Here is a 19,468-nt window from a genome sequence, read left to right as displayed (position 1 = left end):
GGGACACCGGGTGGGCGTCCACCGGGGTGCCAGGCCGCTTCGCCGGGAAGCCCCGCTGCGACCTGCGCGGCGAGGTACGGTTGCTGCCCGCCGTCACTCCCGGTCGAGGCACCGACGACCGAACGAACGGGCCGGCGCGACGGCGGCGGGCGAAGGAGGAACGATGACCCGCCCGGGACTACCCAAGCTGGTCGCCACCGACCTCGACGGGACTCTGGTCCGCAGCGACGAGACGGTCTCCGCGTACACGCACGAGGTGCTCGACCGGGTGCGGGCCGCCGGCATCCCCGTGGTCTGCGCGACCGGTCGGGGACCACGGCTGACCGAGCTGACCCGCAACGACATCCGTGCCGCCGACTTCCTGGTGATGGCCGGCGGGGGCCGGGTGGTCGACCAGAGCGACCCGGCCGGCCCGCTGGTGCTGCGCGACGAGCGGCTCTCCGGCGAGGTGCTGGCCCGGCTGGTCGCCGACCTGGAGACCGCGGTCGGCCCGCTCACCGTGATGGTCGAGGCGTCCGACGAGCACGACGCCCCGCTCTGGGGCGACTACCACCCGAGCTGGCCGTACCCGGACCGGTTCGAGGCCCGGACCCGCGACGAGTGCCTCTCCGGCGACGTGATCAAGGCGTTCGCCCGGACCGCCGGACACCACGTGGACACGCTGTTGGAGACCGCCCGCCGGATCATCCCGGCGGAGGTCGCCTCGTTGACCCAGGCCGGGCTCGGCTTCGTCGAGATCAGCCCGCCCGGGGTCGACAAGGCGTCCGGGCTGACCGTGGTGGCGCAGCGGCTCGGGGTGGACCCGGCCGAGGTGCTGGTCTTCGGCGACATGCCCAACGACCTGCCGATGTTCGCGTGGGCCGGGTGGGGCCGGGTGGCCGTCTCCAACGCCCACCCGGCGGTCCGGGCCGCCTCCGACGAGGTGACCCTGCGCAACGACGACGACGGAGTCGCGGTCTACCTGGACCGACTACTCTCCCGGTGATGGGAGAGACACCTCGGCTGGTCGCCACCGACATCGACGGCACGCTGCTCGGCGACGACCGCACGATCAGCCCACGCACCCGGGACGCGCTGGCCCGGATGTCCGCGCGGGGCATCCCGGTCGTGCTGGTCACCGGCCGCCCGCTCCGCTGGCTCTCCCTGGTGTACGAGCAGCTCGCCGAGCCGCTGCCGGCGATCTGCGCCAATGGCGCCGTGGTGTACGACCCGCTGACCGACGAGGTGCTGCGGGCCGACCCGCTCGCCCCCGAACTGCTCGCCGAGGTGGCCCGCCGGCTGCGCGCCGAGGTGCCCGGGGTGAGCTTCGCCGTGGAGATCGTCGACAGCCGGGAGATGCGGCACGAGGCGGACTACCCGCTGCGCTGGGACGCCGACGCCGAGGCGATCCGGGCGATCACCTCGCCCGAGGAGCTGCATTCGGTGCCGGCGGTGAAGCTGCTGGCCCGGGCCGGGGAGCAGGATCCGGACCTGTTCGTCCAGGTGGTCGCCGGGGCGCTGCGCGGGCTGGCCGAGGCGACCCACTCGTCGTACACGGGGCTGGTGGAGATATCGGCGGCCGGGGTGACCAAGGCCGCCGGCCTGGCCTGGTACTGCGCCCGGGCGGGCATCGAACAGCGGGACGTGCTGGCCTTCGGCGACATGCCCAACGACGTGCCGATGCTGGCCTGGGCGGGTCGGGGGGTGGCGGTGGCCAACGCGCACCCCGCCGTCCTGGAGATCGCCGACGAGGTCACCTCGGCGAACTCGGAGGACGGCGTGGCCGCGTACCTGGAGAAGGTCTTCGGGGTGGGGTGAGCCGCGCCGGGACGCGGACGGCCCGGCGCGCGACGGTCAGAGGTACTGGCCGGTGCTGTGCCCCTCGCCGCCCTGCGGCTGGCCCACGCCGGGCATGCCCGGCATGCCCGGCACCAGTCCGGCCGGGCCGCTGGGCAGCGCCTGCCGGCCGGAGCGCATCTGCTCCAGCTGCACCCGGGCGGCCATCTGCTGGGCCACCAGGGCCGCCTGGATGCCGTGGAACAGCCCCTCCAGCCAGCCGACGAGCTGGGCGTGGGCGATTCGCAGCTCGCCCTCGCTGGGCGCCTTGTCCTCGGCGAAGGGCAGCGAGATCCGCTCCAGTTCCTCGCGGAGCTCGGGGGCCAGGCCCTCCTTCAACTCGACGATCGAGCGCTCGTGGATCTCCCGCATCCGGTGCCGGCTCGCGTCGTCGAGGGGGGCGGCCTTGACCTCCTCCAGCAACTGCTTGATCATGCTGCCGATCCGCATCACCTTGGCCGGCTGCTCCACCAGGCGCGTCGGGTCCTCCCCGGCGGCCCCGTCGGTCTGCACGGTGCCGACCGGCCGGCCGTCCGGGCCGACCACCACCACCGTGCCGGCGTCCCCGACGCCCTCGTGATCCGGCTCGTCGTTCTGTCCAGCGAAGTGCGCTTCGGTCATGCCTCCCATCTTCGCCCAGCCGACGGGCGGCCGGCTCGGCGGGACCGATCCCGGCCGTGGGTTTCCGCGCTACCGTCGCCGGCATGCCCGTCGACCCCCGTGCCGTGCTCGACCGCCCCGCCCCCGTCCCGGACGCCACCGTCGCCTACGGCAGGCATCCGGACCAGGTCGCCGACCTGCGCCGACCTGCGGGGAACGGCCCGCCCCGGCCGCTGGTCGTGGTAGTGCACGGCGGCTTCTGGCGGGCGGAGTACGACCGGGCCCACATCGGCCCGCTGGCGGCGGCCCTGGCCGGGCTCGGTCACCCCGTGGCCCAGTTGGAGTATCGGCGGACCGGACAGCCGGGGGGTGGCTGGCCGGGCACCCTGACCGACGTGCTGGCCGGGGTGGCGGCGCTGCCGGGGCTGGCCGGGCCGGTGCTGGGCGACCGGCTGCGCCCCGGTCCGCCGCTGTTGGTCGGCCACTCGGCCGGCGGCCACCTCGCGCTGTACGCCGCCGCGTCCGCCCCGGACACGGTAGCCGGGGTGCTGGCGCTGGCCCCGGTGGCCGACCTCGCCGAGGCGTACCGGCTGGACCTGGACTCGGGCGCGGTGGCGGCGCTGCTCGGCGGCGGCCCGGCGGAGCACCCCGAGCGGTACGCGGACGCGGACCCGGCGGCTCGGGTACCGCTGTCGACACCGACCGTAGTCGTGCACGGCGTCCTGGACCAGCAGGTCCCGGTGACGCTGAGCCGATCCTACGTCGCCGCCGCACGGACGGCGGGGAGCCGGGTTCGCTTGATCGAGCTTCCCGAATGTGAGCATTTCGGGATCATCGATCCGGAGTCGTCCGCCTGGCCGGAAGTGGCCCGTGCGCTGCGTTCCTTGCAGGTTGATCACTGATCATTGACGCAGCGTCGCGGAGGGGGTAGAACGCCGAGGGGGCGGTATCGGCCCTGCTCAGCTCCCGGAAGGAACTCGGTGTCCCAGATGAACCGTAGGCGGGCGCTCCAACTGTTGGCCGCTCTCGGTACCACCGGCCTCACCGCCGCCTGCGCCGCGGAGGACGAGGACGGCTCGGCCCCCACCGGCGCCCCTGTCAAGATCGGCCTCATCGCACCACAGTCCGGCGGCTACAAGGCCATCGGCGACGAGGTCCTCAACGGCTTCCAGCTCTACCTCACCTTGCACGACCAGCAACTGGGCGGCCATCCGGTGACCCTGCTGACCGCCGACGAGGGTGACAACGCCACGACCGGCAAGGCGGCGGTGGACAACCTGCTCAAGCAAGGCGCGCTGGCGCTGACCGGGGTGGTGAACTCGGCGGTCATGGTCGGCATCCGGGACATCGTGGAGAAAGCCCGGGTCCCGCTGGTCGGCTCCAACGCCTCCCCCAAGAGCCTGCAGAGCGTCGTCTACATCTGGCGCACCTCGTACGTGTTGGACGAGCCGGGCCGGGCGCTCGGCCCGTACATGGCGCAGCGGCTTCCCGCCGGCAGCCGGATCTCCATCATCGCCCCGGACAACCTGGGCTCCCGGGACGTGATCCAGGGCCTCCAGGCCCAGTTCAGCTCGGCCGGGGCGGCGGACCCCAGGATCTCCGACCCGGTGATCTGGGCCGACCCCACCACCACCCCGGGGAGCACCACCTACGCCGCCGACATCCGCAAAGCGCTGAGCCGGAAGCCGGACGCGATCTTCTGCCACTTCGCCGGGCCGGCCGCGGTGCAGTTCATCAAGCAGTTGCACCGGGAGCGGTACACCGGCCCGATCTACGCCACCGGCTTCCTGACCGAGGGCACGGTGCTCAGCGAGGTGCAGGAGGCGGAGGCGCGCAACATCGTGACCGCGCTGAACTACTCCGCCGACCTCAACAACACCGCGAACCGCACCTTCGCCTCGGCGTACCGCAAGACCCACGGCACGTCGCCCACCACCTACGCCATGGCGTCGTACGACGCGGCTCAGGTGCTGGACAAGGCGATCCGGCTGGCCGGGCCGGACCCGACCTCGCAGCAGGTCAACCTGGCGATGGGCAAGATCGGCCAGATCGACAGCCCGCGCGGGGCGTGGCAGTTCAACCAGCCGCGTACCCCGCAGCAGAAGTGGTACCTGCGCAAGGTCCAGCGGGACGGCCGGCTGCTGTCCAACGTGCTGATCAACGAGCTGGCCACGCTCGGCTGAACGGGCCGCGACGCCGGCAGATGTCGAGCGGCAGCGGACGTGTGATGGGCCGGTCCCCACCAGGTGAGACCGGCCCATCGTCCGTCGGCGCGCCCGTGCGGCCGGCCGTGCGGTGGTGCCGTGGTGCGGCTGTCGAGCGTCGTCGTGGTCAGTGACGCAGTTCGGCGACGCAGCACTTGACGCTGCCGCCACCCTTCTTCAACTCGGACAGCTCGACCGGCACCGGCGTGTATCCGGCGGCCTTGAGCCTGCCGGCGAGCCGGGTCGCGGCCGCGTTGAGCACGACGTTCGCGCCGTCGCTGACCAGGTTCAGCCCGAAGGCCAGGGCGTCGGCGTCGTCGGCGAGCACCGCGTCCGGGAAGAGTTGGGCGAGGACCTGCTGGCTGGCCGCCGAGAAGGCACCCGGGTAGTAGGCGATGTTCCCGTCGTCGATCGAGGCCAGTGCCACGTCGAGGTGGTAGAAGCGCGGGTCGACCAGGTGCAGCGACACCACCGGTCGGCCGAGCGCCTCCTGCGCCTCGGCGTGCGCGGGCAACTCGGTGCGGAAGCCGTGGCCGGCGAGGATCAGGCCCCCGTGCGCCTCCGGCAGGTACACGAAGTCGCCCTCGCCCTCGTTGGTCTCGCCCGGTGCGATGAACCGCCACCCCTGGGCCTCGTAGAACGCCCGGTGCAGGGCGGCCTCGGCGGCCCGCTGCTCGTGCTTGTACCGGGCGCCGTACACCGTCCTGTCGACCATGAACGCGCCGTTGGCGGCGAACACCATGTCGGGCAGCCCCGGCTCGGGAGTGAGCAGGTGGACCTCGTGACCGAGGCCGACCAGGGTCCCCCGCAGACGGTCCCACTGGTTGACCGCCAGCTCCGCGTCGACGGGAGTGGTGACGTCCATCCACGGGTTGATCGCGTACTCGACGGCGAAGTGCTCCGGCGAGCACATGAGGTATGTCCGCTTTCGCGAGACTCGCTGCTGGTTCACGGTGACCAAGGGTAGGTACCGTACAACTTTGGTAACAGCCACAACCATTGCTTCCCGAAGGCGAAACGTTGCAGATAGACGCCGTAGACCAGCGAATCATTGCGCTACTCGTGGCAGACGCCCGCGCGTCGTACGCCGACATCGGCACCCGGGTGTCACTCTCCGCCCCCGCCGTCAAACGCCGGGTCGACCGGATGCGCGCCACCGGGGTCATCCGGGGGTTCACGGCCGTCGTCGACCCGGCCGCCGTCGGCTGGACGACGGAGGCGTTCGTCGAGCTGTTCTGCGCCGGACGGACCACTCCCGCCCAGATCGGTGTGGCCGTCCGCCGGCACCCCGAGGTGGTCGGCGCGTACACCGTCTCCGGGGAGGCGGACGCGCTGGTGCACCTGCGCGCCGCGGACATCGCCCACCTGGAGGATGCCCTGGAACGGCTGCGCGCCGAGTCCTTCGTCACCTCGACCCGGAGCACCATCGTGCTGTCCCGTCTGGTCGAGATCCCCGGCGTCGGGCCCTCCGCGTGAGCGGCCCACGAGCCGGCGTCGGCCCGACCGCGACGGGACCGGGAACCGGAGCCGGACGCGCGGCGTCGAAGCGGGCATGACACGGGGACACCTCGCCGCCGCGGCCGGCACGCTGGCCGCGCTCACCCTGCTGGCCGGGAGTGCCGCCGCCCTCCCACGCCACGAGCCGGAACCGCCGCCGACAGGCCCGCTCCGGCTGGTCTCCTTCGACACCTGCGCGGAGGCGCTGACCCGGCTGCGCGCCGCAGCCTCCGCCTCGGTCGGACCCTGGGGCCTCCAGCCCAACTGGCGCACGGGCATGATGCCGGGCGCGCTCGCCCAGCCGGCGATGGAGCCCAAGACGGCGGACGGCGCGCGAGCGGCGACCGGTGCGGCGGCAGAACACTCCGGCACCAACAACCACGAGCCCGGCGCCGACGAGCCGGACCTGGTGAAGACTGACGGCCGGCGGATCGTCACGGTCACCGGCGGCGTGCTGCGGGTGGTGGACGCGGCGACCCGGCGGGCCACCGGGCAGCTCGACCTGACCGGCGACGGCGGTCGTTCCGGGTGGTCCCCGGACAGCCTGCTGCTGCACGGGGACCGGGCGCTGGTCCTCGTGCGATCGGCGACGGTCCGCCCGGCCGTCGAGCCGTCGGACGGCCGACGTCCGGCCGACGCGCCCACCGGGCCCCGACTGCTCCTGGTGGACCTGGCCGGACGGCCCACGCTGACCGGGACGTACCGGATCGACGGGAGCCTGCTCGACGCGCGGCTCACCGGCCCGACGGCCCGGGTAGTGGTCCGCTCGCAGCCCCGGCTGGTCTTCCCCGAACTGGGCGAGGACGCCACCGACGCGCAGCGGCTGGCGGCGAATCGGGCGGTGATCGCCCGCGCTGACCTGGACGCCTGGCTGCCGACGTACGACCGGACCGAGGGTGGCCGCAGCGATGCCGGCCGGGTCGGCTGCGACCGGCTGAGCGCGACAACCGACAGCACCGGCACCGCCGTGCTCACCGTGCTCAGCTTCGACCTGGCCACGGGCCGGCTCGGCGACGGGGACCCGGTCAGCGTGGCCGGCGACGCGGACACCGTCTACGGCACCGCCGGGAGTCTCTACCTCGCCGGCCAGCAGCAGCGGCCGGGCCAACTCCGGCCGCGCGGTCGGCCCGGGTTCTCGGGCGACGCGACCACCGTGATCCACCAGTTCGACACCGGCGCCCCGGGCCGGCCCCGCTACCTGGCCAGCGGCGCGGTGCCGGGCACTTTGATCAACCAGTACGCCCTGTCGGAGTGGCAGGGTCACCTGCGGGTGGCCACCACCAGCAGCGGCGACGGGCGCAGGGCCCGGCCGGCGACCGAGTCCGCCGTGTACGTGCTGACCCGCCGGGACGGTGCCCTGGCCCGCACCGGGACGGTCAGCGGGCTCGGCCGGGGCGAGCAGATCCACTCGGTGCGCTACCTCGGCCCGACCGGGTACGTGGTGACCTTCCGACGCACCGACCCGCTCTACTCGCTCGACCTGACCGACCCGGCGGCGCCCCGGGTCACCGGCGAGCTGAAGATCACCGGGTACTCGGCGTACCTGCACCCGGCCGGCGAGGGGCGGCTGATCGGGGTGGGCCAGGAGGCCGACGCCGACGGGCGGGCGCAGGGCCTCCAGGTCTCCCTGTTCGACGTGGCCGACCCGGCCCGGCCCACCCGGCTGGCCCAGTACCACCTGCCGAGGGCCGGCTCGACGGCGGAGTTCGACCCGCACGCCTTCCTCTACGACCCCCGGACCGGCCTGGTGGCGCTCCCGGTCCACGACGGCTCGCTACTGCTGCTGAGGGCCACCGGTGGGACCGTCACGCGGGCCGGCACGATCGCCCACCCGGGCCGGGCTCCCGTCGCCCGGTCGGTGCTGGTCGGCGGTGCCCTCTGGACCGTCTCCGACGCCGGCCTGCGGGCCAGCGACCCGTCCGGCGGCACCACGCTGGCCTGGCTGCCGGCGACCTGAGCCGCCCATTGCCGGCGGGTGGGGCCCGGCACAGGGCCGCCCGGGTCCCACCCGCCCTTGACGTCATCGTGGGGCAGCCGTAGCCGGCCCCTCCGTCAGAGGTACATGCCGGTGCGGTGCTCGTCCTGGTCCCGCCGGCCGGGCTTGTCGGCCTCGCCGAAGAAGCGCTTCCCGCCGAACTCGCCGTGCAGCCGGTCGTCCAGCTCGTCGGCGAGGCCGGTCATCACCTGCACGGCGAGCATCAGGTGGGTGGCCTGGAAGTCACGGCCGAAGACCGGGATGGACGCCCACACCGTGTCGTCCGCGCAGTAGAGCCGCCCGATCGGCATCCGGTTGGTCAGCTCGGAGAGCTTGACGTAGAGCCGCTCGGTCGGCTCGACCTCGGTGAGCACCGGCGAGAGGACGTCGACCAGGGGCGGGTTGTCGCGCACCCGGACGAAGACCATCGCCGACCCGGCCCGGATGTTGATGTCCCCGTCCGAGTCGATCTGCAACTGGTCGGAGCTGGACTTGAGCATGGTGGAGACGACGGTGCGTACCCGCTCAGCCAGGTCCAGCACGTCGCTCCCGGCGGCCTGGGTGCTCGCGGCGGCCAGCGCCTCGTCCAGGTCGGCCTCGACGTCCTGGTCCGGGCCGAACTCGCTGCGCGCGGTGCCCAGCGGCTCCACCGGCACAGGTTCGCCCTCGGCGTCGTGCACGACGTAGACCAGGAAGGCCGGGTGCGGCGCGCCGTAGACGTCCCGCAGGGTGCGGGAGAGCAGCGCGGCCAGCCGGGTCGCCTCGGCGGTGTCGCCCTCCAGGCCGAAGTGCTCGCCGGAGCCGGCGACCACCCCGGGCGGGGACCAGCCGAGCGCGACCATGTCGGCGACGGCGGACCGGTCCAGCCGGTAGCCCTGCGGGAGGGTCGCGTTGCCGACGGCCCGCGCCGAGAGCCGGCCATCGGCGGTGAAGTCCAGGCTGATCGAGTAGACGGCGTTCCCGGTGCCGGAGGCAGTGGGGTCGAGGGTCAGCTCGACGTGTGTCCCGGCTGGCAGCTCGCGCAGCCGTTCGGCCAGGGCCCGGGCGAACTCGCGCCAGGCCTCGGTCACCTTCGCCCGCAGGTCAGCCGTGGTCGGCTCGTCGAGCAGGATCGACTCGTGCTGCTCGGGCGTGCCGCCTGGCGGTTCTCCGTCCGGTGCCGAGGGGTGGCCTACCGTCATGATCGCCTCCGTCCGTCACGGTCACCCTACCCAGGACGCCCCGGAGCCGAATCAGGCCGACCAGGATCGGACACCGGCCCGTGGCTCCCCTCCGGAGGCGGCGGCTGCGGGCTGTTCCCGTGCCGGAGACGGGTGGAAAACCAGGCGGGGTCAGGCGGGAGGCTGGTCGCCCAGCTCCACCGGCCAGGTGCCGGCGAGCGCGCTCAGGCGGCCGGCCGTCGCGGCCGGGTCGGCCCCGCGCCCCACGGCCAGGCCGAGCAGGTACGCGCCGACCGGCGCGCCCGGACGCAGCACCTGGTGGGCGACGTCCCTCGCCAGGTCGAGCACGACCGGCACCGGCACCTGGTCCGGGTCGAGGCCCAGCTCGGCGCAGGCCGCCGTGACCCAGTCGTCCATCACCGTCATCGCGTCCACTCCTCCGCCCGGCGTACGTCCTCGTCAGTGTCGCAGTCGAACCAGGGCGGCGGGCCCGTCCCCGACCAGGGCAGGTCGCGCACGGTCAGGCCGGCGAGCAACGCCCGCACGGCCGCGCCGTCGAGCGTCCCGCCCCGGGCGGCGGCGAGCCGGTCGAGGGCGGCCCGCAGCGGCGCGACCCGCCACACCCCGCACAGCGGCTGCCGCCGCCCGTCGGGGTCCACGAGGCACACGCCGTCCACCGTCGGGGCGACGAGCTGGTCACGCAGCACCCGCACCGCGGCCCGGGTGAGCAGAGGCAGATCGGCGGCGAGCAAAGCGACGGTCGGCGTATCGGCGGGCAACAGGGACATGCCGGCGGCCGTGGCGGCGACCGGGCCGCCGCCCGGCGGGCTCTCCCGGGTCAGCCGGACCCCCGGCGGCACCGGGCCGGCCGGGCCGACCAGGACCCGGACGTCGGCGTCGGCCACGGCTTCCAGCACCCGGTCGCGCATCGGCCGGCCGCCGACCGGCAGGGCGGGCTTGTCCACGCCCCCCATCCGGCGCGCCGATCCACCCGCCAACACGATCGCCGCCCAGCCCGCCACACGGTCACCGTACCGCCTGCCCGCGCCGGGGACGCATGTCACGGAGCCGACGGGCAGGGCGGCGCGGACGGTCCGGACGGGTCTGTAAATCTTGTTAATTCCTTCATAGAGTGACGGCTCAGGAACACTCCGTCCGAAGCCTCGCGACGCCCCTGGGCCGAGCCGGTCGGCAGCGCTTCCGGGCCGGGTCGCCACGCTCCTCGACGTTGGACGGAGGACAGATGCACATGCCAGCAGACGACCGTCCGGAACTGCCCACCCTGGTCGGCCGGGACCGGGAACGCGAACTCCTGCACGAGGCGCTGGACCAGGCCCGGCGGGGCTGCGGCGGCACGATCTTCCTGGTCGGCGGCGACGGCATGGGCAAGTCCCGGCTGACCCTGGAGACGACCCACCGGGGGCGGCGGGCCGGGATGGGCGTGCTGCTCGGCCGGGCGGGCTCGGCCGTCCGCGCCGTGGCCCTGCGTCCCCTGACCGAGGCGTTGGCCCTGCTGTTCCGCACCGAGCCGATCCTGGAGCACGCCAGCCTGCGGCCCTACCGGTCCGCCCTCGGCGGCCTCATCCCGGAGTACCGGTCGGCGGAGACGGCGGAGACCGTGCCGTCCCCCGTGCTGCTCGCCGAGGCGGTGCTGCGGCTGCTCTCGGTAACCGGCGCCGGCCGGGGCTGCCTGCTCGCGCTGGAGGACCTGCACGACACCGACCCGGCGACGCTGGCGGTGGTCGAGTACCTGGCCGACAACCTCGCCGACCAGGGCACCCTGCTGCTGGCCACCCTCCGGCCCGAGCCGGGGCCGGCGTGGGACCTGGCACAGGCGCTCAGCCGGCGGTGCAGCGGCACCGTCCTGCGTCTGGAGCCGCTGGGCCGCCGGGCCGTGCACCTGCTCGCGGCGTCCCGGCTGGGCCTGGCCCCGGAGCGGATACCGGAGCCGGTCCTGGACCGGCTCTGCCGCGACAGCGCCGGCAACCCGTTCCTGGCCACGGAACTGCTGAGCGCCATGTGGGACAGCGGCACCCTGGTGGTGGAGTCCGGCGGGTGCCTGTTGGTCGACGAGGTGCACACCGAGGTGCCGCCGACCGTGCGGCACAGCGTCATCGACCAGGCCGACCGGCTCGGTCCCGCCGGCCGGCACCTGCTCACCGCCGCGGCCGTGATCGGCGAGCGGTTCCCGATCTCCGTGCTCGGCCGGGCCCTGCGGATGAAACAGGACGACCTGCTCGGGCACCTGCGCGCCGCCGTCACCGCCGGCCTGCTCGCCGCCGGGGGCGACGACCACGACTGGTACGCCTTTCGCACCATGACGACCGCCGTCGCGCTGCTCGGCCAGCTCACCCCCACCGACCAGGCCGCACTCGCCCTTCAGTCGGTCGACGCGGTGAACGAGCTGTACCCGGGCCTGCCCGGGGAGTGGTGTCGGTTCACCGCCCGGCTCACCCAGCTCGCGGGCGACGTGCGGGGCGCCGTACGGCTGCTCGCCCTGGCCGGGCGCCGGGACCTCAACGCCGGGCGGCTCCGGTCGGCGACGGAGACCCTCGACCGGGCGTGGCGGCTGTCGCAGGCGTCGGCCGACAACCCGCTCCGCGCCGACGTGCTGCACGAGCTGCTCTGCGCGCTGGTGGAGAGCGGCGAGGCCCGGCGCGGGTTACGGCTGCTCGACAACCTCGACGACCTCTGTCATCCGGCCGTCCCGCCCGAGCGGCTGGCGGCGGTGCACGTCCTGTTCGCCCGGCTTGCCCTCCTCGCCGGTCGGCGCACCGACGCCGCCACGCAGCTCGACGCCGCCCGTACGGTGCTCGGCCCCGGCGCCCGCGACCGGCAGACCGCAGCGGTCGACGCCGTCGCCGCCGCCTGCCTCGGCCCGGAGGCGCCGGAGCGGGCCGCCCGACTCGCCGCGCACGCGGTGCGGAAGGCCGAGCTGGCCGGGCTGCCGGGCGTCGCCTGCCTCGGCTGGCAGGCGCGCGGGATGCTGGCCCGGCGGCAGGGCGCGGACGAGGCCCAGTGCTGCTTCGCCCAGATGCGCCGGCTCGCCGAGCGACACCACCTGCCGCTGTGGCGCAACCGGGCCGCGGTGCTGCTCGCCGAGCAGCGTTGGCTGCTCACCGGGGACACCGACGCGCTGCTGAGCGCCGCCGAGCGGGCCCGGCGGACGGGCGCATCGGCCGTGCGGCACACGGTCGACGTCCTGCTCGCCTGGGACCACGCGCTGCGGGCCGAGTACGCCGAGGCCGAGCGGCTCGTCGAGGAGTGCGCGGCCGAGGCGCACCGGCTCGGGCTGGGCGACAGCGCGCCGCTGCTGGCGCTGGTCCGCGCGGTGTGCGCCGGACACCGGGGGCGGCGGCACCAACTGGACGCGGTGCTGGCCGGCCTCTCGGACGACGACCCGGGCCCACCGGTCGCCGCGCTCGCCCACGGCATGGCCGGCGCGGTGTGCGCCCTGCTGGAGGAGGACCCGGGACGGGCCCGCCGCGAGCTGGACCGGGCGGTGGCGTGCGACGCCGAGCGACCCGCGCCCTACCCGCTCACCGGCCACCAGGGGCTGGGCCTGCTGTTGGCGGTGTTGGACGGCGACGCCGACTGGCGACGGTGCTGCGAGGTCGGGGCGACGCCGGCCGGGCGGCTGCACTGGAACCGGCAGTTCGTGCTGTTGGCGAAGGCGGTGCTGCTCGGCCGGCAGGGCGAGCGGGAGGCGGCCGGCGCGACGGTGACGGCGGTGCGGCGGGCCCAGGCACACCCGGTGGCGGTCCACCTCGGCCTGCGCCTCGTCGCGCCGGCGGCCGACGCGGACCGGTGGGGCGACCCGGTCGACTGGCTGCGCGCCGCCGAGGAGCACTTCTGCCGGACGGGGCTGCCGGCCCCGGCCCGTGCCTGCCGGGCCCACCTGCGCCGCCTCGGCGTGGTGGTGCCGTACCGCCGCACCACGAGCCGGGTGCCGCAGCCGCTGCGGATGATCGGGGTCACCGAGCGGGAGTACGAGGTGCTCCAGCTCGTGGCGGACTGGTCCGACAACCGCAGCATCGCCAGCGAGCTGTTCATCTCGCCGCGCACGGTGGAGAAGCATGTGGCGAGCCTGATCGCCAAGACCGAACAGGCGAACCGGGCGGCGCTCAGCCGCTACGCCGCCCGGGTCCGGGACGAGGTCACGCCGGACTGACCGTCCGGTAGTGGCCGCCGAAGAAGACGGCCGGGTCCGCGTCGTCCCCGGCCTGGAACCGGTACGGGGAGCCGAGCACCAGCGTGTGGTCGGCGACGCCGATGAGCTGGGTCACCGTGCACACCGCCACCGCCATCGCCCCGTCGAGCAGGGGCAGCCCGTCGACCGTACGGTGCGCCACGCCGGCGAAACGGTCCCCGGCGGCGGTCGCGAACCGGTCGGCCAGTTCCCGCTGACGGCGGCCCAGCAGGTTCACCGCGAAGCCGCCCTCGGCCGTGATCGCGGCCAGCGTGCGGCTCGTGCGGGCCAGCGAGACGAGCAGCAGCGGCGGGCGCAGGGACACCGAGGTGAACGCGTTCACCGTGCAGCCGACCGGCCGACCGGCCAGCCGGCTGGTCACCACCGCCACCCCGGTGGCCCAGTTGCGCATGAACTCCCGCAGCTCGGGGCCGCTGACCGGGGTCGGCCGGGCCGGCTCGGGGCTGCCAGCCGGGACGGAGCGGGCCACCCCAGAGCCGCCGGACGCGGCGTTCCGGGCCGGCTCGGCCCCGGGGGACGGCGGCGCGTCCGGGGCGGGGTCCGCCGGTGGAACCCGGACGGCCCCCACCCCGGCGCGCCGGGAGGCCGTGGTGGTCACCGCGCGCCGGCCAGGTTCGACTGCCCGGCGGCACCGGCCGCCCGGTCGGCCTGGGAGGCGTCGACGTCGCCGAGTTCGGCATGGCAGCGGGCGCGCCGGCTGAGCAGTTCCTCCCGGTCCGCACCGGGCACGTCCAGCGCCCGGCTGTAGTCCGCGACCGCCTCGGCCCACCGGCCCGCCGCCTCGTGGACGAACCCGCGGTTGTACAGCAGGTCCGGGTTGTCCGCGTCCACCGCGAGGGCTGCCGTCAGGTCGGCCGTGGCCCGCTCATGGTCCCCGCCGTCGAAGGCCAGGGCGGCCCGGCTGGCCAGCGCGGCCACCAGCGCCGGGTCGGTTGCCAACGCGTCGTCGAAGTACCGCCGGGCGTCCGCCTCCGCCCCGTCCGTCACCGCCAGCACGCCGCGCAGGTGCAGCAGCCGGGCCTCGCCGGGGTGGCGGAGCAGCCCCTCCTCGACGTGCCGCCGGGCGGCGTCGACCGATCCCTCGTCGAGCAGCAGGCTGATCAGGTTCACCCGGGCGTCGAGCTGGTCGGGTTCCAGCTCGACCACGTAGCCGAAGTCGGCGATCGCCCCCGCCAGGTCGCCCAGCTCGGCCTTGAGGTCGGCCCGGTTGTAGTACAGCTCGAAGAAGGGCGGCGACAGGCTGATCGCCGTGTCGCAGTCCGCGACCGCGCCGGTGAGGTCGCCCAGTCGCCGCCGCACATCGGCCCGGTCGAAGTAGTAGTCGGCGTAGTTCGGGTCCAGCTCGATCACGTTGGTCAGGTCTGTCAGCGCCTCGTCCAGCCGGCCCAGGGCGAGGTACGCCTTGCCCCGGTTGTGCACCAGCACCGAGCGGTGCAGCCGGTGCTTGTCGCCGGGCAGCTCCCGGTCGAGCCGGTTGAGCCCCTCGTCGACCAGGCGCAGCGCCGCCGGCAGCCGGCCCAGCCGCATCTCGATCAGCGCCAGCCCGTTGTTCTGGAACACGGAGTGGAAGGCACGTTTCTGCGGGTCGGGCAGCAGCGAGGCGATCGCGATGGAGTTGTTGATGTAGCCCCGGGCCAGGTGGTGGTCCCTGCGCTCCTCCGGGTGGAAGCGGGTGTAGAGCATGGCCAGCGCGTACCCGGTGGACATCTGCAGCTCCGGCTCCGCGTACCGACTGCGCAGGTCGAGGTAGGTCGGCTCCGCCTCGACGGTGCGGCCGAGCACCACCATCGCCGAACTCGCCCGCGTGCTGAGCAGCCAGAACCGCTCCATCTGCGTGTCGGGGTCGACGATCGCCCGGCCACGGGTCCCGTAATCGATCACCGCGTGGTAGTAGCCCAGCGCACCGCAGTGCCGCGCCGCCTCGTACAGCGCCTCCGCGCCGGCCCCGGCGGGGTCGCTGCCGCGCTCCAGGTGCCAGGGGATCGCGCCGAGCTCCAGGCTCCAGTCGCCCCGCCCGCGCAGCAACGCGGCGCGGGCGTCGTGCAGCGCCACCCGCGCCTGCGGGTCGGCCTGCCGGTACGCGGCCAGTTCGGCCGGGTCCGCGGAGGTGCCGTCCGCGTCGACGTACGCCCGGAGCAGTTCCTCCGGGTCACGTCCGGGCCGGCCGGCGACCCGGGTCAGCTCCGGCAGCCGCCCCGCGTACCGGTCGAGGGCGGCGGTCAGCTCGGGCTCCAGTTCCCCGCCGCCGGTGCCGATCAGCACCCGCACCACGTCCGGCCGCACCCGGCGCAGGAAGATGGAGAGGAACTCCTGATCGGTGGGGTCCGCCTGGTCCACCCGGTCGAACGCGAGCCGCAGCGGGCGGCGGCCGGAGCGGGCGGCGTACCCGGCGAGGAACTCCGTCGCGCCGTGCGCCAGGCGGCGGGTGCGGTTGGCGGGGTAGATCCGGGTCCGCTCCTCGGGCACCGCCAGGGAGGTGAGCGTCTCGGGTGCCGCGTCGATCGCCCCGCGCAGCTCCGGGGCGGCGGACAGGATCTCGGTCAGGTGCCGCTGGACGAGGTCCGGCCAGCGTCCGTACGCCTCGGGTACGACCAGCCGCAGCAGGCTACCCAGGCCGGTGTAGGGACCACGCAGCCCCCGGTGACAGTCGACCGCGATATCGACCTGCTCGCCGTCGACCGGCGCCGGCCCGATCCGCCATTGGTGTGCAGTCATGCCGTTGCTCCTCCGTTGGGATGGACCTTGCGTCGCGGTGGGTGTCGGGGCGGCCGGGCGGGGTGGCCGGGTGGGGGTGGCCGGTCGGGGTGGCCGGGCGGGGCGCCGTCAGCCCGCCGTCGCCGGGTCCGGTGCGGGGGCGGCCCGCCGCCGGGTACGGCCGGCGAGCAGCGGCAGCAGCACGATCTCGAAGGTGACCAGCAGCAGCGACCCGATCGAGTCCCAGAAGCCGGGGCCGGTGGGGGAGCCGTTCACCAGGGCGGAGACGACCCGGGAGGCGAACTCCAGCACCAGCGGCGCGGTCCACAGCGTGACGGTCACCAGCAGCGCCACGACCCCGCCGCAGGTGATCAGCGCGAACCAGGGTGCGAGCTGCCGGTCGCGCGGGGACCAGTCGTCCTGGGGCTCTTCGGACGGGCGCACCCAGGGCAGCCACGCGAACCGGTCGCGCAGCCAGGCCCGGCTCACCTCGTGCAGGTTGGTGCAGCCCAGCGCCGTGGTCGCCACGTAGTACAGGTCGGTGCGCAGGAAGACGTAGAACTGCCAGGACATCCGCAGCAGGACGGTGTACGCCACCGCCAGCGCCAGCCGTCCCGGCCAGGACAGCCCGTCGGACAGGCCGACCCAGGCGACGAGCACCAACGCGCCGAAGAGCACCGCGTCGGCCAGCAGCCCGGCCAGCATCGGCAGGTAGCGCTGCCGGGCGGGCACGGTGAGCAGGGCGTCCAGCTCGGTCTCCACCACCGCGTAGTAGAGCCGGCGGCCGACCCGCATCCGGGTGGGCAGGCCGAGCCGTCGGGCGGCGAGCAGGTGGTACCACTCGTGCCACAGGATGCCCGGTGACTGGCACAGGGCCAGACCGAGCTGCACGGCGAGCAGTGACGGGACGAAGAAGACGTTCTGGGCGTGCGGCCGCAGCTCCGGCCGGCTCACCATGGCCACGGCGGCGGCGATCACGATCAGCGCGTACGCCGCCCAGGCCAGCGGGGAGAAGGCGGCGCGGCCGAGCCGCCGGAAGCGGACCTCGGGCGCCCGGGCCGGTGGTTCCCCGTCGGCCCGGATGAAACCGAGTTCGCGCAGCGTGTCGACGAAGTCGGCCATGTCCACGGGCTCCCCGAAGGTGCTCCGGTACCACTGCTCCGCCTCGCCGACCGGCATCCCGTCGGCGAGGCGGCGCAGCAGCGCGACCCCGTCCTCGGGCAGCACGGCGAAGGACGCGGCATCGATCCGACCGACAGTGACGCCGTCCCGCTCCGGCACGTACGTGAGCGGATGGAACTCCAGGCGGGTGGTTGACATGGCTCCTCCAGGGCGTAAGCCCGGCGAAGGCCGTCCCGGCGCGCCGACGCGCCGGGACGGCCGACCGGTCAGCAGCAGTCCGTGCAGTACAGCGGCGCCGACGTGGTGAGCTTGATGGAGCCCGTCTTGCGGATCGTGATCTTCTTCATGCCGTTCACCTCCTAGGCCGGCGGGTCGTGGGGGCGGCCGGCTGAGGACGAACCTGCCAGCCGGAAGCCCCTGGCGGCATGGGGAGCGGCCCCCAAACTCCCGCGCCGATCCGGCGGCGAAGATGGGGCCGTTCCCCCATGTCCACGGCGTTCCCGCGCCGGGACGCTGTCCGCATGCGAGACGACGCGCTTTCGGTCATCATCTGCGGCTCCAGCGCCGCGATGGCTGCCTCCGGTTACCTGTCCTGGCTGCGCCAGGAGATCGACCTGCCGCTGCGGGTGCTGCTCACCGCCAGCGCCGAGCGGTTCGTGCAGCCCCAGGTGGCCGCCTGGTACGCGGACGAGGTGTTCGCCAGCGGCGACCCCGCGCTGAACCCCACCGAGTTCGCCAAGCGCTCGCTCGGCATCGTCGTGCTGCCGGCGACCGCCGGCACGATCGCCGCGGCGGCACTCGGCCTGGCCGGCACCCCCGCGCAGACCGCCCTGCTGGCCAGCGACCGGCCGGCGATCTTCTTCCCGAGCATGAACAAGTCGATGTGGGCGAAGCGGACCACCCAACGCCACGTGGAGACGCTGCGCGACGAGGGCCACACCGTCGTCGAGCCGCAGGAGCGGGTGATCTTCGAGCTGTGGCAGCGCGAGAACGTCGTCGGCATCGCCATGCCCCCGCCCGACGCGGTCGCCGAACTCGTGGCGAGCTGGCTGGAGAGCAGCCTGTCCGGCGAGGCCGAGGAGCCCGCCGGCCCGGCCGCCGCCTCCTGAACCGGCTGTCGGCTGTCGGCGGGCATCGCTCGGCGTCCCCGGCTCTCGGCTCTCGGCGCTCCCGCCGGCTTACCGTGCTCGGCTCACGACACTCGCCTTACCGCTCTCCCGGCCGGACGCTTCGCCCCGGCCGGGCCGTTCGGGCAGGATGGCGGGATGGGACGGGCCACTGATCGGCGGAGCGTGCTCCGGATCGACCTCGACGCGGCCGACCCGGACCGCGTCGCGGTGCGCCGGCCGGACAGCGTCTCCGTGGAGGAACCGCTGGAGATCCGGGTCGGCCCGGGCGGGCCGGGCCGGCGACGGCCGCTGGCGGTGACCATGCGCACCCCCGGCGACGACCTGGACCTGGCGATCGGGTTCCTGCTGACCGAGGGGCTGATCCGGTCCGCCGCCGACGTGCACACCGCCCAGCTCTGCGCGGGCGCGGACACGCCGAACACGTACAACGTGGTGGACGTGGTGCTCGCCCCCGGCGTGCCGGAGCCGACCACCGACCCGGCGCGGAACTTCTACACCACCAGCTCCTGCGGGGTGTGCGGGAAGGCCAGCATCGACGCCGTACGCACCCGCTCCCAGTTCGCCGTCGCGGACGACCCGCTCACCGTGCCGGCCGGGCTGCTGGCCGAGCTGCCGGACCGGCTGCGGGCGGCGCAACGCAACTTCGACCGCACCGGCGGCCTGCACGCGGCCGGGCTGTTCACCGGCGGCGGGGATCTGGTGGTGCTGCGCGAGGACGTCGGCCGGCACAACGCCGTCGACAAGGTGATCGGCTGGGCGGTCCGGCAGGAGCGGCTGCCGCTGGCCGGGCACCTGCTGCTGGTCTCCGGCCGGGCGAGCTTCGAGCTGACCCAGAAGGCGTGGATGGCCGGGGTGCCGCTGCTCGCGGCGGTCTCCGCCCCGAGCACCCTGGCCGCGGAGCTGGCCGAGGAGGCAGGGATGACCCTGGTCGGCTTCCTCCGCGGCCGGACCATGAACGTGTACGCGGGGGCGCACCGGATCGGCCACTGACCCCGCTCGGGATCGGGGCGAGGACCCAGCCAAGCCGCTCTGCCCCCCCCCCCCCCCCGCACGGGGCGGTC

General features: G+C 74.6%; 17 protein-coding genes. 9 read left to right on the top strand and 8 right to left on the bottom strand.

Annotation, left to right across the window (positions count from 1 at the left end; translation table 11 throughout):
- Positions 1–163: 163 nt before the first annotated feature.
- Together ACH4T9_RS27200 and ACH4T9_RS27195 are read left to right on the top strand one after the other, a co-directional pair.
- Positions 164–985, top strand: a complete 822-nt coding sequence (locus ACH4T9_RS27200; protein WP_396671917.1) for an HAD family hydrolase — start codon at positions 164–166, stop codon at positions 983–985.
- The gene (locus tag ACH4T9_RS27195) at positions 985–1,797 is read left to right on the top strand and encodes an HAD family hydrolase (protein WP_396671916.1); all 813 of its coding nucleotides are present in this window, start codon (positions 985–987) and stop codon (positions 1,795–1,797) included. Before ACH4T9_RS27200 ends, ACH4T9_RS27195 begins: the two co-directional genes overlap by 1 nt.
- 36 nt (positions 1,798–1,833) lie before the next feature.
- Here ACH4T9_RS27195 and ACH4T9_RS27190 read toward each other — a convergent pair whose 3' ends face one another.
- A complete protein-coding gene (locus ACH4T9_RS27190; RefSeq protein WP_396671915.1) occupies positions 1,834–2,445 on the bottom strand; it encodes a bacterial proteasome activator family protein in 612 nt (203 codons plus the stop codon).
- 74 nt (positions 2,446–2,519) lie between these two features.
- Between ACH4T9_RS27190 and ACH4T9_RS27185 the strand changes: the two genes are divergently transcribed.
- Together ACH4T9_RS27185 and ACH4T9_RS27180 are read left to right on the top strand one after the other, a co-directional pair.
- Positions 2,520–3,317 (top strand): alpha/beta hydrolase family protein, encoded by a 798-nt coding sequence (locus ACH4T9_RS27185; protein WP_396671914.1) that lies wholly within the window; start codon positions 2,520–2,522, stop codon positions 3,315–3,317.
- A 78-nt stretch (positions 3,318–3,395) separates the two neighbouring features.
- The gene (locus ACH4T9_RS27180) at positions 3,396–4,598 is read left to right on the top strand and encodes an ABC transporter substrate-binding protein (RefSeq protein WP_396671913.1); all 1,203 of its coding nucleotides are present in this window, start codon (positions 3,396–3,398) and stop codon (positions 4,596–4,598) included.
- Between the two features lie 148 nt (positions 4,599–4,746).
- Here the strand turns inward: ACH4T9_RS27180 and ddaH are convergent, their stop codons facing one another.
- Positions 4,747–5,580 carry a dimethylargininase gene (ddaH, locus tag ACH4T9_RS27175; RefSeq protein ID WP_396671912.1) on the bottom strand — a complete coding sequence of 278 codons (834 nt, stop codon included), beginning with the start codon at positions 5,578–5,580 and terminating at the stop codon, positions 4,747–4,749.
- 59 nt (positions 5,581–5,639) lie between these two features.
- Between ddaH and ACH4T9_RS27170 the strand changes: the two genes are divergently transcribed.
- Positions 5,640–6,095 (top strand): Lrp/AsnC family transcriptional regulator, encoded by a 456-nt coding sequence (locus ACH4T9_RS27170; protein ID WP_350880130.1) that lies wholly within the window; start codon positions 5,640–5,642, stop codon positions 6,093–6,095.
- Positions 6,096–6,171: 76 nt separating this feature from the next.
- Positions 6,172–8,073: a beta-propeller domain-containing protein gene (locus tag ACH4T9_RS27165; protein WP_396671911.1), complete on the top strand. Its 1,902-nt coding sequence runs from the start codon at positions 6,172–6,174 to the stop codon at positions 8,071–8,073.
- Positions 8,074–8,168: 95 nt separating this feature from the next.
- On the opposite strand, the gene ACH4T9_RS27160 is transcribed toward ACH4T9_RS27165, so the two are convergent.
- From ACH4T9_RS27160 to ACH4T9_RS27150, 3 genes are all read right to left on the bottom strand, one after another.
- The gene (locus tag ACH4T9_RS27160; RefSeq protein WP_396671910.1) at positions 8,169–9,272 is read right to left on the bottom strand and encodes a T3SS (YopN, CesT) and YbjN peptide-binding chaperone 1; all 1,104 of its coding nucleotides are present in this window, start codon (positions 9,270–9,272) and stop codon (positions 8,169–8,171) included.
- 150 nt (positions 9,273–9,422) lie between these two features.
- On the bottom strand, positions 9,423–9,677 hold the full coding sequence (locus ACH4T9_RS27155; protein ID WP_350880136.1) for a DUF6457 domain-containing protein: 255 nt from the start codon (positions 9,675–9,677) through the stop codon (positions 9,423–9,425).
- Positions 9,674–10,315: a molybdenum cofactor guanylyltransferase gene (locus ACH4T9_RS27150; protein WP_396671909.1), complete on the bottom strand. Its 642-nt coding sequence runs from the start codon at positions 10,313–10,315 to the stop codon at positions 9,674–9,676. The genes ACH4T9_RS27155 and ACH4T9_RS27150 overlap by 4 nt, the downstream gene beginning before the upstream one ends.
- 179 nt (positions 10,316–10,494) lie before the next feature.
- Here ACH4T9_RS27150 and ACH4T9_RS27145 point away from each other — a divergent pair, with 179 nt between their 5' ends.
- Entirely contained in the window at positions 10,495–13,422 is a 2,928-nt protein-coding gene (locus ACH4T9_RS27145; protein WP_396671908.1) for an AAA family ATPase, read from the top strand.
- Here the strand turns inward: ACH4T9_RS27145 and ACH4T9_RS27140 are convergent.
- The 3 genes from ACH4T9_RS27140 to ACH4T9_RS27130 form a co-directional block, all read right to left on the bottom strand.
- Entirely contained in the window at positions 13,409–14,059 is a 651-nt protein-coding gene (locus tag ACH4T9_RS27140) for a flavin reductase family protein (RefSeq protein WP_396671907.1), read from the bottom strand. The two genes, ACH4T9_RS27145 and ACH4T9_RS27140, sit on opposite strands and share 14 nt — an antisense overlap.
- On the bottom strand, positions 14,056–16,176 hold the full coding sequence (locus ACH4T9_RS27135) for a tetratricopeptide repeat protein (protein ID WP_396671906.1): 2,121 nt from the start codon (positions 16,174–16,176) through the stop codon (positions 14,056–14,058). The genes ACH4T9_RS27140 and ACH4T9_RS27135 overlap by 4 nt, the downstream gene beginning before the upstream one ends.
- 108 nt (positions 16,177–16,284) lie before the next feature.
- Positions 16,285–17,475 (bottom strand): hypothetical protein, encoded by a 1,191-nt coding sequence (locus ACH4T9_RS27130; protein WP_396671905.1) that lies wholly within the window; start codon positions 17,473–17,475, stop codon positions 16,285–16,287.
- A gap of 323 nt (positions 17,476–17,798) precedes the next feature.
- On the opposite strand from ACH4T9_RS27130, the gene ACH4T9_RS27125 reads away from it, so the two are divergent.
- On the top strand, positions 17,799–18,386 hold the full coding sequence (locus tag ACH4T9_RS27125) for a flavoprotein (RefSeq protein ID WP_396671904.1): 588 nt from the start codon (positions 17,799–17,801) through the stop codon (positions 18,384–18,386).
- Between the two features lie 156 nt (positions 18,387–18,542).
- Positions 18,543–19,397 carry a formate dehydrogenase accessory sulfurtransferase FdhD gene (gene fdhD / locus ACH4T9_RS27120; RefSeq protein ID WP_396671903.1) on the top strand — a complete coding sequence of 285 codons (855 nt, stop codon included), beginning with the start codon at positions 18,543–18,545 and terminating at the stop codon, positions 19,395–19,397.
- Positions 19,398–19,468: the final 71 nt, after the last annotated feature.

The sequence above is a fragment of the Micromonospora sp. NPDC020750 genome, assembly GCF_044334565.1.
In the GTDB taxonomy this organism is placed as follows: Bacteria; Actinomycetota; Actinomycetes; order Mycobacteriales; family Micromonosporaceae; genus Micromonospora.
This window is presented reverse-complemented; position numbering and strand designations above follow the sequence as displayed.